Raw genomic sequence first — 15,380 nt, 5'->3', positions numbered from 1 at the left:
TTATTCCAATTAGTTAAGTTGGTATTTAAAGAAAATAAAAAACCCTTCCCAGAAATGAAAAGAGTAAGTAGTTTTGTGTACACTTATCTCTCAAGTTTCTTGCTGGAAGTAGCACCATACCACAGCTGTGGCGGTTGCTGAAGCATCATCGGACCAGTCCCTCAGCTTCTCTTAATAAGCAGTATGGAGTTGTTGAAATAATCGTACTACTTCAACTAGATGAAGTCAATAGTAATTCCTATAAATTTAATCGGAATTGATATTGAATTTTTTTAAAGGGTTTTTGAAAGTTCATACAGGGTAATAAAAAATAGAGAAGAGAAAAATAGAGGAGGAGATAGCTTGAATAAGAAAGTAAATGTAAGCAGCAAAAATGAACAATTAGAAGAATTCCGAGTGGATGATCAAGGTCAAGCTATGACTACAAATCAGGGTCTAAAACTATCAGAGGATGAATTTTCTTTAAAAGTGGGAGAACGGGGACCCACTTTGATAGAAGATTTTCACTTCCGTGAAAAAATGACGCATTTTGACCATGAGCGTATTCCTGAACGTGTAGTGCATGCTAGAGGATATGCGGCTCATGGAGAGTTTGAGCTATACGAATCAGCGAGCGAATTTACAAAAGCGAAATTCTTACAAACACCTGGCACAAAGACCCCAGTATTCGTAAGGTTTTCTACTGTGGCGGGATCACGCGGTTCTGGTGAGTTAGCACGGGATGCTAGAGGATTTGCGACGAAGTTTTATACGGAAGAAGGGAATTATGATTTAGTAGGAAATAATATTCCAGTCTTTTTCATTCAAGATGCTATTAAATTCCCGGATCTGGTCCATGCTTTGAAACCAGAGCCGCACAATGAAATTCCACAAGCAGCTACTGCTCATGATACATTTTGGGACTTTGTTGCCAACAATCAGGAGACGGCACATATGATAATGTGGGCAATGTCGGATCGTGCCATTCCACGTAGCTTTCGTATGATGGAAGGGTTCGGTGTAAATACATACCGTTTCATTAATGAGGCAGGTAAATCCCATTTTGTGAAATTTCATTGGAAACCGTTACTTGGCATCCATTCTGTTGTCTGGGATGAAGCACAAAAGCTAAATGGGAAAGATCCAGATTTCCATCGTCGTGACCTATATGATTCGATTGATAATGGCGATTATCCCGAGTATGAATTTGGAGTCCAACTAATTGCAGAGGAAGATGAATTTAAATTTGATTTCGATATTTTAGATCCTACTAAACTATGGCCTGAGGAAGAGATACCAGTAAAAATTTTAGGGAAGATGACATTAAATCGTAACGTAGATAATGTATTTGCCGAAACGGAGCAAGTTGCATTTCATCCAGGAAGTGTTGTACCAGGAATAGATTTCTCAAATGATCCACTACTTCAGGGACGATTGTTCTCCTATACAGATACACAATTAATCCGTCTAGGTGGACCTAATTTTCATGAGCTGCCGATAAACAGACCTGTTTGCCCATTCCATAACAATCAACGTGATGGATATGGAAGACAAACGATTAATGTAGGAAGAGTGAGTTACCATAAAAACTCTCTTGCTGGAAATACTCCAACACCTGTTAGTGAAGTGGAAGGTGGGTATACACATTATCAGGAGAAGATAGATGCTCGTAAAGTTCGAGCTAGAAGTGAGAGTTTTAAAGACCATTTCTCACAGGCTACGTTATTTTGGAATAGCATGAGTGATCCAGAAAAAGAGCATATTATTAGTGCATTCAGCTTCGAGCTTGGTAAATGTAAAGAATTGACCGTTCGTCAACAAGTACTAGAAATGTTTTCACATGTAGATTTGGACTTAGCGAGTAAGGTGGCAGAAAATTTAGGGCTCGTGGTGCAAGGTGTAAGTACTCCCACTAATACAAAATCTTCACCAGCACTTAGTCAGTTGAATACTATTATGAGACCACAAACACGAAAAATTGCTGTTCTAGTTGGAGAAGGATTTGACGAGGATTTAGCTAAGATTCTTGCTGACTTAAAAGCAGGAGGAACAATGCCAGAAATAGTGAGTGATCACCATGGATCAATCGCTGGAGCGGATGGGACGCTACTACCGGTAGACCATACATTCCTAACTGCTGATTCTGTATTGTTTGATGCAGTGTATGTAGCAAGCTCGCATGGTAAAACGGCCATGTTTGAAAAAGAGGCTTCATATTTCATCAAGGAAGCCTATGCGCATTTCAAACCGATCGGTGCTACATTTAGCGGAGAGCAACTAGTCGATAACCTTCACTTTACTGGTCAAGAGGGAGTTCTCTCCAAAGAAACTGGCAAGAGCTTTGTAGATAGTTTTTTAAATGCTATAGCTGCACATCGCTTCTGGAACCGAGCAGTTTAAACATCAGGTGGGCATGTCCAACTATTAGGGCATCCCCATTTTACATAGAATATAAATGGTATAGTGTTAGTGAGAAACCCTAAGAGTATTTTTCTTTGTGTATAATATACACAAAGGTTTACTAATACTGAAAAGAAGCAAAGCAGAGGGGGAAATTTCATGCACTATGTAATAATTGGCGGGGATGCAGCGGGGATGAGTGCGGCAATGGAAATTGTACGCAACGATCCAGGAGCTCAGATTACAACGCTGGAAAAAGGGCATATCTATTCCTATGGGCAGTGTGGGTTACCCTATGTAGTTGGACAGCATGTGCCTTCTTCAACAGACGTTATAGCTCGAAGTGTAGAAATGTTCCGAAGTAAATATGGTATTGATGCAAAGACAGGATATGAAGTGACTCAGGTGGATCCCATAAATAAAACTGTGTCAGGAGACATCCTACAAACGAGAGATAATTTCATCTTAAAATATGATCGTTTACTTATTGCAACGGGGGCTACCCCAGTAGTTCCGGAATGGGATGGTAGTCATTTGTTAGGGATTCATACGATTAAGACGATTCCAAATACAGAGGCCATTATCGCAGATTTAGAAAATGTTCAACAGGTTACGATAATTGGAGGAGGATATATCGGATTAGAAATGGCTGAAAACTTTGTAAGTATTGGAAAAAAGGTACGCATTATTCAAAGAGGGAATCAGCTTGCTGGCATATTTGATAACGATGTAGCATGTTTAATACATGAACATGCAAAGGCTAATGGCGTGGAAGTGTTATTAAATGAGGAAGTTCAATCGTTAACGGGAGATACTCGAGTAAATAAGATAATAACGGACAAAGGTGGCTATCCAACAGACTTAGTTTTAGTAGCTGTTGGAGTTAAACCAACAACGGAATTTTTAGAAGGTACTGGCGTTCAAATGCACCCGAACGGAGCAATTGTAGTAAATAATCATTTAGAAACGAATGTGGAAAATATTTATGCAGCAGGAGATTGTGCAACTCATTTTCATCGTATTAAACAACTGAATGATTATATCCCTCTAGGAACTACTGCAAATAAACAAGGTAGAATGGCTGGATTAAATATGATTGGTCAAATGACTGAGTTTAAAGGGGTTGTCGGCACTTCCATCATGAAGTTTTTTGATTTGACGCTAGGAAAAACTGGACTGACTGAGAATGAAGCAAAGCAGCTTGGTATTTCATATGATGTGCATGTTCAGGAAGCTACGGACATTGCAGGTTACTATCCTGGCAAGGAAACAATGCATATGAAATTGATTTATCGTAAGGATGATCAACAGCTATTAGGTGGTCAAATTGTTGGAGGAAATGGTGTAGATAAAAGGATTGATGTATTAGCAACAGCCCTTTATCATCGAATGAGCTTTTCTGAGTTATTGGATCTTGATCTTGCATATGCTCCTCCGTTTAATGGCGTTTGGGATCCGTTACAGCAAATGGCGAAGCGAAACATTAAGAAAAAATAATAAAGTAGTGTTGACTATTTAAATTTTGTTGCATATACTACTAACAATAATAATTTTAATAAGTAAATAGCGAAGAAAAGGACATGAATCATTTAATATTTTCTTATCAGAGAATGGGGTCACCGACTGAAAGCCCTTAAAGAAAAGCGAATGATTTACCACCTTGGAGCAATTATGGGGAAAGCATTTATGTAATTATCCATGATCGGGAAACCGTTATCTTGTATGAGCGCAACAGATTTTTTTATGTTGCAAATTAGGGTGGAACCACGACCACACTCGTCCCTTTACCGGGATGGGTGTGGTCTTTTTGTATTTAGCTTCTTTCAGCATTCATCCCCCACTTCTATAAGTAGGGGATGAATGCTGTATATATTACAATCTGAGGAAGTTCAAACTACCAGCTCTTGCCAAGCTCGTCGCAATAATTATGGCTGATTCAAGTTGAATACCTGAAGTCACTGAATCAAGACAAAGCTAAACTTAATATTCAAGCGAAGAAAAGGACATGAATCATTTAATATTTTCTTATCAGAGAATGGGGTCACCGACTGAAAGCCCCTAAAGAAAAACAAATGATTTACCACCTTGGAGCTATTGTGGGGAAAGCATTTATGCGATTATCCATATTCGGGAAACCGTTATCTTGTATGAGAGCAACAGATTTACGTGTTGCAAATTTAGGGTGGAACCACGACCACACTCGTCCCTTTACCGGGATGGGTGTGGTCTTTTTTGTTAGACAAAATTTAAATGTAAAATGGAGGAATTAACATGTCAGTGAAAGCAGAAGAAAGAGTAAGTCATCAAAATTTAGGGCAACAATTGGAACTGTTTATGTCGATGGAGGAAGCGCCAGGAATGCCGTTTTATCTACCAAAAGGGATGATATTGCGGAATGTACTTGAAGATTTGTGGAGAGAAAAGCATCAACGAGCAGGTTATCAAGAGATTAAAACTCCCATTATGATGAAGCAGGAGCTTTGGGAAAAATCAGGACATTGGGATCACTACCATGAAAATATGTATTTTGCAGATGTAGATGATCAAAAATATGCGATTAAACCAATGAATTGTCCAGGAGCAGTATTAATTTTTAATAGTAAGCGAAGAAGCTACCGAGAGCTGCCGATTAGATATGCAGAACTTGGATTAGTACATCGTCATGAGCTTTCTGGATCGTTGAATGGATTATTACGTGTTCGAGCATTCACTCAGGATGATGCTCACCTATTTGTTTTGGAGGAGCAAATTGAAAGTGAAATAGCTAAGGTGATAGACCTTGTAGATGAATTTTACTCAGAATTTGGCTTTAGTTATAAGGTAGAGCTATCCACTCGACCAGAAAATTATATGGGGTCAGTAGAGGCTTGGGATCAAGCAGAGCATGCGCTTGAAACAGTTCTTCAGCATAAGCAGGTAGAATATCAAGTAAATGAGGGCGATGGAGCATTTTATGGTCCCAAAATTGATTTTCATATATTAGATGCCCTAGGACGTAGCTGGCAATGTGGCACTGTTCAGCTCGACTTTCAAATGCCTGAGAAGTTTGGCTGCAGGTATATCGACGAAGACAATCAATTACGCCAACCGATTATGATTCATCGGGCAATTTACGGTTCCATTGAACGCTTTATAGCTATTCTTTTAGAGCATTTTCAAGGTAGTTTTCCACTGTGGTTATCGCCGATTCAAGTTAAAGTACTGCCAATTTCCGACGCACATAGCGTGTATGCAGAGGAAATAAAACAACAACTTGTGAAGATGGGGTATCGAGTGGAGATAGACAATCGGGTAGAAAAAATTGGCTTGAAAATTCGGGAAGCAGCTATGCAAAAGCATCCTTATATGCTCATTATAGGAGATCAAGAAAAGGAAAAAAATGTAGTTTCTGTTCGAAAACACAAAGTAGGTGTTTTAGGTGAAATGAGTATTTCAGAATTTATCGAGAGATTAAACGAGGAGAAGAAAATATAAATACAAAATGCATCTCATTTCAACAAGGATTTTCGGTAGTATATAACGAATGAAACTATTACGGAGGTCGTTGAATGGGAAAGTGGATATTATTATTGGGAGGTCTCGCTATTCTATCTGGTAATGCCTGGGGAATCTATTCTATGTATCAGCCGAGAGTAGGGCCTATTGGAAACGGAGAAATTGCGAACCATATTTGGGTCAGTATCTTTATAAGTATTTTAGCGGGGTTAATAGCTATTGCTCAATTTGTAGTTTTACTTCTTTATGATAATCATAAAAAGAGATTTCCAAGATTGGAAACAGAACGATTTTTTTTGCGACCGATTGAAGCTAGTGATGCAAAAGAAGTATTTCATTATTTTTCAAAAGACGAGGTCACAAAGTATTATGATTTGAATACGTTTAAGGACATAAAGGAAGCAAAAGTATTAATAGGAAATTGGCAAAAGCGATACCATAAAAAAGAGGGGTTTCGCTGGGGAATTGCTACGAAGGAAGATAATAAGATTATTGGTAGCTGTGGTTATCACAATTGGGAGAAGGAACATTTTAAAGCGGAGGTTGGTTTTGAAGTGACTCCAGAGTTTTGGCGAAAAGGGATTATGACAGAGGTTTTACAGCCTGTTCTAAGTTACGGTTTCGAGACAATGGAGTTAAATCGAATTGAAGCACTCTTTGATCCTGAAAATTTAGCATCAAAAAAAACATTAGAAAAAGCAGGCTTCGTATATGAAGGAATTTTAAGGCAATCGGCGTTTGAAAAAGGACATTTTTGTGATGCGGCAATTTGTTCCTTATTAAAAGAAGAGCATGTGCGAAAAGCGCAGGCTCTTTAATATCTAATCCAGCTAAGTCCAGTTGTTCCTTCTCCAGCATGTACTCCAACACAAGCACTAAGAGGAAGGACAATTACTTTTAGTTTAGGGAATTCTTGTAGCAATTCTTCTTTCCATGTTTTTGCGTCAGTCGTGTTATTGCAGTTAATAACTGCAACCTCTGGAACTTTGGATATTTTCATATCATTACGTAGCAAGTTCATGACATATTTTTTAGCTCTCTTATCTGCACGAACCTTTTCTTTCATCACTACTTTTCCGTTATCAAAGGAAATGACAACTTTTATATTTAGAAGATTACTTAGAAAGGCTTTGGTTCCAGATACGCGACCGCTTTTATGAAGTTGCGTTAAGCTCGATGGTATAAAGGATAGTTCGGAGTTTTTCGTCATATTTTCAATACGAGCAACAACCTCCTCTATGTCGTGATTTGCTTCCATCATACGCTTACCGACTTCCAGCATTTTGACCATTGGATATGATCCTATTTTAGAGTCAATTGAATACACTTGAAAATTTGCCATTTTCGAAGCAGTTTGTGAGCTATTATAGGTTCCTGACAACTCACTGGATGTGTGAACAGCAACGGCACAGTCGTACCCTTTTGCTTTTAAATCTTCATATAATTGCACCATCTCACCGATTGGAGGCTGTGAAGTTTTTGGGTGAACCTTTGCTTTGCGTAACTTGTCATAAAATTCGTCATGCGTCATTTCAATTGTTTCTTTAAAAGCACCATCTTCAAATACGATATTTAAGGGAAGGACATAAATATTATGTTTTTCAATGAAAGTTGGGTCTAATAAAGCAGCAGTATCAGTAATCCAAGCAACTTTTTTCTTCATAATTTTAAGGGCTCCTTTTAATTCTATTAGCGCTAATTTACATCAGACTTAATATTAGCAATAGTGTTATATGTCATGTTTTGTAGGTATTTCGGAGCCTAGTACATATTTTGAACATAATTACAAAGGGGAGTGAATCATGAAGCAATCATTACCACAGGAGGTACATCAATTGATGCAAGCATTTTTGCATTTATTGAATACATATTTCTCAAAGGATTTAATTGAAGGGGTCTATATTTATGGATCTACTGCATTAGGGGCTTTTGAACAGGAAAAGAGCGATATTGACTTTATTGTTTTATTGAAGCGAACAGCAAACAAACAAGAAACAGAAATTCTAAAGAATATTCATATTCAATTAACTAATGAAAACCGCGGAGCAAGTTTGGATGGAATGTATATATTAAAAGACGAAATAGGGAAGACAAATGATACTCTAGCTCCTTATCCTTACTGCTCGGATGGGAATCTAGAGGTTGGTCATTGGGATATTAATCATGTAACCTGGTGGGTACTAAAGGAGTACGGAATTGTACTACAAGGAACACCAATTATAGAGTTAGATATTGCAACTAAATGGGAAGATGTCTTCAATACATTAAAATATAATATAAATGAATATTGGTACAGCAAAGCGAAAGAAGTAAGGGTTTCAGTTTCGGATGAAATGGTGGAATCCACCACTACAACTATTTGTAGGATTCTTTACTCTTTAGAGAATGGCCAAATTATTTCCAAGAAAAGAGCGCTGGAAACTGGCTTGAAGACCTTGCCTGAACGTTGGCATTTATTATTGAAAGAAGGATGGAGAATCCGTACGTCTGGGCATTCACAATCACTGTTTGAAACAGAAATTCTTCGTGCAGAAGCTTGTCGAGACTTTGTTTTATATGCGCATAAATTATGTGAGGAAAGATATTTTTCGGAGGTATAAGGATGGAATATAGACAATTAGTAGCTGAAGATGCGAGTGCATATTGGGAGTTAAGATTAGAAGCATTGCAAAGTAGCCCAGAAGCATTTGGCACGAGCTATGAAGAAGCAATTCAACGGGACAACCCAATTGAACGAGTAAAGGATAACTTAAAAATAAAAGGAAATTATACGTTTGGAGCGTTCGATCAGTATAAACTAATCGGAATGGTCACTCTTTTACAGGAGAGTAGCTTGAAGATGAAGCATCGTGCTAATATTTTCGCTATGTATGTAAGTCCAATTGGCAGAGGAAAAGGTATAGGTAAAGCCTTAATGGAATTGGCGATTGCACAAGCAAAAGAAAGCAGGGAAATTGAAAAGATAAACCTATCCGTAGTTTCAAGTAATGAGGCAGCAAAGAATCTGTATCTTCAATTAGGCTTTAAAGTATTTGGGACAGAAGAGATGGCATTAAAGGTTGGGGATGCTTATTTCGAAGAACAGCATATGTCGTTAATCTTAAAATGAAAGTAAGTGGGAAAAAGATTCAATTGAATCAGCTGACTATTTACCAGCTAAATTTAAAGCTTTAATACAATCTGAAATGCATCTATTAGAAGCTGCAAGAAAACAAAACAAAGTCACATCGATGAACACTTATGCATTTATAGCAAAGTAAGGAGAATTATATGAAAGAACTAACAGAAGAAATAAGAAAGTTCCGGTATGAACGAGGTTGGGGAGGAAATCCTGATGCTCGTAGCCTTGCTATTTCAGTATCATTAGAAGCAAGTGAACTATTAGAGCATTTCCAATGGGTTAGTGCGGAGGATGCGATAAAAAAAGACAAACAGGCAATTGCTGACGAAGCAGCGGATGTATTCATTTATCTTTTACAATTTGCTGATGTTCTTGGAATTGATTTAAAGGATGCTGCTCAGCAAAAAATGAAGAAAAATGCATTGAAATATCCCGCACCTCAAGTAGATTAACATAACCTCACCCTTGCGCTAGCTACACGGCAATAAGGAGTGGTCTTCAAACATTTGAAGGAGTGATTGAAGAACAGATACACATCGTGCGGCAAGTGAACATTCATGTAGTATACGTATTATTTTAATGACAACGTAGCTCAAAGATAAAACGTTGACCCTTTCTATCGGTCAACGTTTTTTGTGGATTTAAACCATTGAATAAATGACATTAATAATAGCGCGGCAATTGCCCCAGATGTATCTAACATGACATCTTGGAAAGAAGCCGTGCGACCACTTGTAAACGATTGTCGGAATTCATCAGTAATAGCAAGAAGAAAAGTGATCACAACCACTGTAACCTTACGATACTTAAATCTTGGTAATGCAATATATATAGCTAAAGCAATTATTCCAAAATAAATGAAATGTGTTCCTTTTCGTATTAAAAACTCTACAAAAGCATAGTATCCACGCTCATCCACCGAAACGAGAATACCCCAGTATGGAATTTGGAAAAGACTTAGAAAATACTCCAGTGGTTTGTTGGGGAGCCATGCCTTTAAGATATCCTGCATAGATTGCTGTTCAGCTGATTGCCCTGATGCTAAAAATACAACAACAAGTAATAGTAAAAGAGGTATAAGTTTTTTCATATACTGACATTAGCATAAAAGTGACGGATTTTCATGTGTGAAAATTATTGTCCGTGTTATAACGAAATTTATCATTCTTGAAAGAAGACTCCCATCAGCATGAGTAGGAGGGAGATGAATTTCGGTTGGCGTTAGCCGAAGCTGTTTCGCGCAGCTTTTCAATTTCGACTCTATCCTAACAAGGGACTGCAAAGTTACTTGAAGGAGGACAAGCGTTAATGTCTGTAGATAGTTTGGCTTTAGTAAAAAGTTTGGTTGAGTTTAGGATAAGTTTGGAGTTTCGAGGTAGCTTAATTTGAAATAATATCCAGGTTAAATATGAAAACCCAAGGGACACTAGTGCTCCTTGGGTCTTTGTTGTTATTTAATCGGTATCCAAATTTCTGAATAACAATTTGCGCTTGAAGGATCGTCATCGGAATACACTTCTAGCTCTGGTGTCCCAGCAGGCTCATACGGATTGGATGGAAACCACTCAGAATATATTTGTTTCCATGTATTCTGCATGGCATCTGGCATAGGGCCGTGTACTTCGAATACAACCCACTTGGATGAAGGGATTGTAATAGTTGATAGGTTTTCTGGTACTTCTCCTACATGATCTGTTGCAATCCAATAATCAATTAAGCTATTCTCTTGATATGCTTCATCTGCAACGCAAACACCAAGTATACCTTCAATTCCTCCGTTGTTTAATTGCAACAACAAATCATTTGTACCATCTACATGTACATCATCCCAAAATACAGGAATACCTTGTGTGTTTTCCCCATTTTTGCAGTTATACGTTCTTTTCACTCCGACGGCTTGAAAGCTTTCTTTTTCTACAATTTTATACTTCATCGGTTCTGCCCCCTTTAAATTTACCTGAATCATCAGGCGGTTGTAGGAATTTATTTTCCCAATATTTTTTCTCGCTTCACTAGGCGTTATGCCATGTTGCTTACGGAATGCTTTTGTGAAGGATTCAGGAGTGTCATAGCCGTATTTGTAGGAGACATCGATTACTTTATTGTCTGTATTCAGCAATTCTTGAGCAGCTAAAGTTAGTCGTCTTCTTCGAATATAGTCTCCGAGCGACATATCCGTTAGGATAGAAAAAGTACGCTGAAAATGAAAAACAGAAGAATTAGCTTCCTTTGCAATTTGTTCCATTGATAAATCCTCTAGTAAATGATCCTCCATATAGCTTATTGCTTGTTGAATCGACTCTACCCATCCCACTGGCTTCACTCCTTATATGTATCTTAATAGAAAGTCTGAAAGTCATCCTGTCATTTTGTGCGAACGTTGGACGGTTTAATACTTCGTAATTAGTTCGATAATTTCTTTAGGACGTACATCCAGTGATGACAGATCTTTAATATTTAACCAAATTGGTTCATAGCTACCTCTTTGGGAAGATGGATCAGTATATTCTTCGCCGATTCCGGGTCCAAATTTCCCACCTATTATATCTGCTAGAAAAAAGTGTTGAGTGCCACTTTGTTCAAGAATTTTAAAAGGCCTCTGGATTCTTACATGTACGCCAATCTCTTCATATGTTTCGCGAATCGCTGCTTGTTCTGGAGTCTCACCTTTTTCTAATCCTCCACCTGGAAACACGTAATACGTCATATGAGGTTTCGTTCGTTTGATGAGTGCTACTTGGCCATTTTCAATAATGATAGTTGCTCCACGATCTCTCATTTTTTCTCACCATCCTATGGAAATAAAGGTATCTTTTATTATATAGTGAAAGAGGACAAAGAAGATATAAAAAGGGGTGCTAATATGGAAATTTTGAATATCCAAAAGCGATCTGATTTGTTTGAGGAATCAGTGAAAATATTTTGGGAGCAGTGGGGAAATGAAACGAACTATGATTTTTACAAAGACTGTATGAGACATTCAAGTATGGAAAAGGATGCTATACCAAGATTTTATATTGCTATAGAGGACAATGAAATTATTGGTACGTATGCATTACTTAGAAATGACATTAATAGCAGACAAGATTTATATCCTTGGTTAGGCTGCTTATATGTGAAACCGTCATATAGGGGAAGGTCAATTGGTAAAATTCTTTTAGAGCACGGGTTGAACGTGACTGCACGACTAGGGTATGAAAAGCTATATTTATCTAGTGATTTAGAAGAATACTATGAAAACTATGGTTGGGTGAATTCAACAATTACGTACGGTCCCTTTGGTGGCTCTATTAAGGTTTATGAAAAAGAGACAGAGTTAAAGATTTAAACAACAGGAGGGGCTATCTAGATGATAGATCCTCCTGTTGTTTATGATCAATTTATATGAGTTTTAAAGGATATTTTCAATATTTGTCTAATATTATGAGTAGAACATATTGAAGAAGGTGAGATTGAATGGAGAAGAGTGAACTTCTTGAAAAGAGAATAGAGCAATTAGAAGAACGGGTTCGATTTTTAGAAGAGCAAATACATACTAAACCAAATATCTCTCAACCCGAGCGACCTATCATACAGGATCAACAACAAGTGAGACAGCCTGTTGAATGGGATATACTAATCTTTCAGAAAATATTGCCTCCCTTATTTATTGTCGTATTTATAATAGGAGTAATTTGGGGTTTCAAAGCGGTGTCGGATTACGGTTTTTTACAACCAACAGTAAAAGTAATTATAGGTTATGTCGTTGGCTTTGCATTAATCGCGTTAGGTATTTGGCAAATTAAAAGTCGCAAGAATTTAGGGCATATGCTCCTTGGTGGGTCTATTCCAATCCTAATGTTGACCACTTTTGCAATGCATCAGCTGTATAATATATCTGGACCAACAGTAGCTTTTATCTTCAATGTTGTTTGGATTTCATTGGGAGTATTTCTAACCAATAAGTACCGCTCACAAGGAATTGGGATTGTTGCTACAGTAGGAGGGGTATTTGTCCCGTTTTTGATAAACAGTACTTCACCAAATATTCCGTTGTTTTCTTTTTACGAAACGGTTCTTTTTACAGTATTTCTATGGATTGCCCTAAAATATTCCTACAAGGCTTTATATTATATTACGGTCATTTTCTTACAGGTAGCAATATTGGTTTTCTTTATTTTTGCAAATGTACCTGATGCTTATAAATGGATAGCAATGCTTCCCATATTCGTACAACATTTTGCGTTATTGGTTAGTCTTTTGAAGACGAAGCAGATGTTAAAGGAACAAGCGTATACGCTATTTACAATTATGCTATTAACTGCTTTATGGATTCGTGTATTATTCACGGATAATGAAGCAACTGTTTTAATGATAATTATTACGCTCGTCTATGGGATTTGTTATTATGCATATCAAAAGGATTCGATACGTGCTCCTATTTTTATTGCGGGTGGATCCATTGCTTTGCTAAATATAATGCAGCTCCAAATAGACAATTTACTATTTGAAGGAATAATTGGATTAAGCTTTATATACCTATTCGTATATAAGAAATATAAGCATATGTTACACATGATTCTTATGTGTATTAGTTATTTCATAGCTGTCTACTATGTGCTATCTATTTCGATTATGAACTGGGTATCATGGGAAATGTTACACTGGACGGTATTTATAGTAGGTACAGTTTACGGGGTTTATTTGCTAGCGAGTATTTTTATAGAGAAAACTATTTTAAATATCGGAGTACCATATGCTGCAGTTATGATTTTATACTTTTTGCATATGATTGCTGTCTTAGTTTCAGGAGATACCGGAAGCAATATGGAGCGAGTCATTACTAGTTCATTATGGATTATCGTGGCTATACTATTTATGGTATTAAGTCGTTTTTCGTTGCCACAAGGTAAGTACGTCGGTGTTGGTATTCTTTTTGTGACGTTAGCGAAAATCATATTGTTCGATATTTCATTTGTATCTGTAGCTATTAAGGCTTCATTATTTATAGCTCTAGGAGTGGTTGGACTACTCGTGTCACGGGCTTATTATAAAAAGTAGTATCGGAAAGGGGATAAGAAAAAATGGCTAAATACGAAGCAAAGATGAAAGAAACAGATGCTAATGTAGTTGAATTTATAGAAACAGTTGATCATCCAAAGAAACGTGAGGACGCATACAAGCTTTTAGAAATTTTTGAGCAGACCTCCGGTTATGAAGCTAAAATGTGGGGACCGAGCATTATTGGTTTTGGGACTTATCATTATAAATACGCTTCCGGTCACGAAGGCGATGCTCCTTTAGTGGGCTTCTCTCCAAGAAAGGCAAAGATTAGTTTATACATTACGACGGGAGACACGACAAGAGATGAAACGCTCAAACGCTTCGGAAAATATACAGCAGGAAAATCATGCGTATATATAAACAAAGTGGATGATGTAGATGTGGATGTTTTAAAGGAAATGATTACACAATCTATTGCGTTCCTACAAGAATTATATCCAAATCAGTAGTATGTTAATGGAAGTTAATGTATTTATTTTGCTAGTTTATCAGACTTTCGTGTATAATGTTACAGTATAAAATTTAGCTTAGCGAAAGAGAGTGGGACTTATGGGTCGTAAGTGGAATAATATTAAAGAAAAGAAAGCTTCCAAAGACGCTAATACTAGCCGTATTTATGCGAAATTTGGTCGTGAAATATATGTTGCTGCAAGACAAGGTGAGCCTGATCCTACTTCTAACCAAGCATTAAAGGTAGTACTAGAACGTGCAAAAACATACAGTGTGCCTAAGCATATTATTGATAAAGCGATTGAAAAAGCAAAAGGTGGATCAGAAGAAAGCTTCGATGAGCTTCGTTATGAAGGTTTCGGACCAAGCGGTTCTATGGTAATCGTTGATGCACTTACAAATAACGTTAACCGTACTGCATCTGATGTACGTGCTGCATTTGGCAAAAATGGCGGTAATATGGGTGTTAGTGGATCAGTTGCTTATATGTTTGATGCAACTGCAGTTATTGGGTTAGAAGGAAAAACTGCTGATGAAGTGTTAGAAATCTTGATGGAAGCAGACGTTGACGCACGCGATATTTTAGAAGAGGAAGATGCGGTTATCGTCTATGCAGAGCCAGATCAATTCCATGCTGTACAGGAAGCATTAAGAGCTGCAGGTGTAACTGACTTCACAGTAGCGGAACTAACAATGCTTGCGCAAAACGATATTGCATTAGATGCAGACGCTCAAGCACAATTTGAGAAAATGATCGACGCAATTGAAGATTTAGAAGATGTTCAACAAGTCTACCATAATGTAGATTTAGGAGAATAATAGGGAATTAGGCTGTTTCAAAGTAGTTTTCTGCTTTGGAGCAGCCTTTTTGTTTATCATTTAGATAGTGGAA

The 15,380-nt window shown here is 37.4% G+C and carries 15 protein-coding genes and 1 riboswitch; of the genes, 11 read left to right on the top strand and 4 right to left on the bottom strand.

Translation table 11 applies throughout. The features are described 5' to 3' along the window. Positions 1-80 precede the first annotated feature (80 nt). Positions 81-181: riboswitch (SAM riboswitch) on the bottom strand. 161 nt (positions 182-342) lie between these two features. The 4 genes from KD050_RS09105 to KD050_RS09090 all read left to right on the top strand — a co-directional run bounded on the left by KD050_RS09105 (position 343) and on the right by KD050_RS09090 (position 6,692). After that, complete coding sequence (locus tag KD050_RS09105; protein ID WP_235753954.1) at positions 343-2,379, top strand: catalase; 2,037 nt, start codon at positions 343-345, stop codon at positions 2,377-2,379. A gap of 159 nt (positions 2,380-2,538) precedes the next feature. Beyond that, positions 2,539-3,876, top strand: a complete 1,338-nt coding sequence (locus KD050_RS09100; RefSeq protein WP_211895853.1) for an FAD-dependent oxidoreductase — start codon at positions 2,539-2,541, stop codon at positions 3,874-3,876. A gap of 774 nt (positions 3,877-4,650) precedes the next feature. Beyond that, complete coding sequence (gene thrS / locus KD050_RS09095; protein WP_211895852.1) at positions 4,651-5,853, top strand: threonine--tRNA ligase; 1,203 nt, start codon at positions 4,651-4,653, stop codon at positions 5,851-5,853. Positions 5,854-5,927: 74 nt separating this feature from the next. Continuing rightward, positions 5,928-6,692: a GNAT family N-acetyltransferase gene (locus KD050_RS09090; RefSeq protein WP_235753953.1), complete on the top strand. Its 765-nt coding sequence runs from the start codon at positions 5,928-5,930 to the stop codon at positions 6,690-6,692. Here KD050_RS09090 and KD050_RS09085 read toward each other — a convergent pair. After that, positions 6,689-7,537 (bottom strand): DegV family protein, encoded by an 849-nt coding sequence (locus KD050_RS09085; protein WP_211895851.1) that lies wholly within the window; start codon positions 7,535-7,537, stop codon positions 6,689-6,691. The two genes, KD050_RS09090 and KD050_RS09085, sit on opposite strands and share 4 nt — an antisense overlap. Before the next feature lie 139 nt (positions 7,538-7,676). Between KD050_RS09085 and KD050_RS09080 the strand changes: the two genes are divergently transcribed. The 3 genes from KD050_RS09080 to KD050_RS09070 all read left to right on the top strand — a co-directional run bounded on the left by KD050_RS09080 (position 7,677) and on the right by KD050_RS09070 (position 9,447). Continuing rightward, the gene (locus KD050_RS09080; protein WP_211895850.1) at positions 7,677-8,474 is read left to right on the top strand and encodes an aminoglycoside adenylyltransferase domain-containing protein; all 798 of its coding nucleotides are present in this window, start codon (positions 7,677-7,679) and stop codon (positions 8,472-8,474) included. 2 nt (positions 8,475-8,476) lie between these two features. Further along, positions 8,477-8,983 (top strand): GNAT family N-acetyltransferase, encoded by a 507-nt coding sequence (locus KD050_RS09075; protein ID WP_211895849.1) that lies wholly within the window; start codon positions 8,477-8,479, stop codon positions 8,981-8,983. A 161-nt stretch (positions 8,984-9,144) separates the two neighbouring features. Further along, on the top strand, positions 9,145-9,447 hold the full coding sequence (locus tag KD050_RS09070) for a nucleotide pyrophosphohydrolase (protein ID WP_211895848.1): 303 nt from the start codon (positions 9,145-9,147) through the stop codon (positions 9,445-9,447). 164 nt (positions 9,448-9,611) lie between these two features. Here KD050_RS09070 and KD050_RS09065 read toward each other — a convergent pair whose 3' ends face one another. From KD050_RS09065 to KD050_RS09055, 3 genes are all read right to left on the bottom strand, one after another. Next, positions 9,612-10,085: a VanZ family protein gene (locus KD050_RS09065; protein ID WP_211895847.1), complete on the bottom strand. Its 474-nt coding sequence runs from the start codon at positions 10,083-10,085 to the stop codon at positions 9,612-9,614. Between the two features lie 360 nt (positions 10,086-10,445). After that, on the bottom strand, positions 10,446-11,309 hold the full coding sequence (locus tag KD050_RS09060; RefSeq protein WP_211895846.1) for an AraC family transcriptional regulator: 864 nt from the start codon (positions 11,307-11,309) through the stop codon (positions 10,446-10,448). A gap of 75 nt (positions 11,310-11,384) precedes the next feature. After that, entirely contained in the window at positions 11,385-11,774 is a 390-nt protein-coding gene (locus tag KD050_RS09055; RefSeq protein ID WP_211895845.1) for an NUDIX hydrolase, read from the bottom strand. A gap of 84 nt (positions 11,775-11,858) precedes the next feature. On the opposite strand from KD050_RS09055, the gene KD050_RS09050 reads away from it, so the two are divergent. The 4 genes from KD050_RS09050 (at position 11,859) to KD050_RS09035 (ending at position 15,307) form a co-directional block, all read left to right on the top strand. After that, positions 11,859-12,323 (top strand): GNAT family N-acetyltransferase, encoded by a 465-nt coding sequence (locus KD050_RS09050; RefSeq protein ID WP_211895844.1) that lies wholly within the window; start codon positions 11,859-11,861, stop codon positions 12,321-12,323. 128 nt (positions 12,324-12,451) lie between these two features. Next, positions 12,452-14,035, top strand: coding sequence for a DUF2339 domain-containing protein (locus KD050_RS09045; RefSeq protein WP_211895843.1), 1,584 nt, complete (start codon positions 12,452-12,454; stop codon positions 14,033-14,035). A gap of 23 nt (positions 14,036-14,058) precedes the next feature. Continuing rightward, positions 14,059-14,487, top strand: a complete 429-nt coding sequence (locus KD050_RS09040) for a DUF1801 domain-containing protein (RefSeq protein ID WP_211895842.1) — start codon at positions 14,059-14,061, stop codon at positions 14,485-14,487. Positions 14,488-14,587: 100 nt separating this feature from the next. Beyond that, positions 14,588-15,307, top strand: a complete 720-nt coding sequence (locus KD050_RS09035) for a YebC/PmpR family DNA-binding transcriptional regulator (protein WP_211895841.1) — start codon at positions 14,588-14,590, stop codon at positions 15,305-15,307. Positions 15,308-15,380: the final 73 nt, after the last annotated feature.

The organism is Psychrobacillus sp. INOP01 (assembly GCF_018140925.1).
In the GTDB taxonomy this organism is placed as follows: Bacteria; Bacillota; Bacilli; order Bacillales_A; family Planococcaceae; genus Psychrobacillus.
This window is presented reverse-complemented; position numbering and strand designations above follow the sequence as displayed.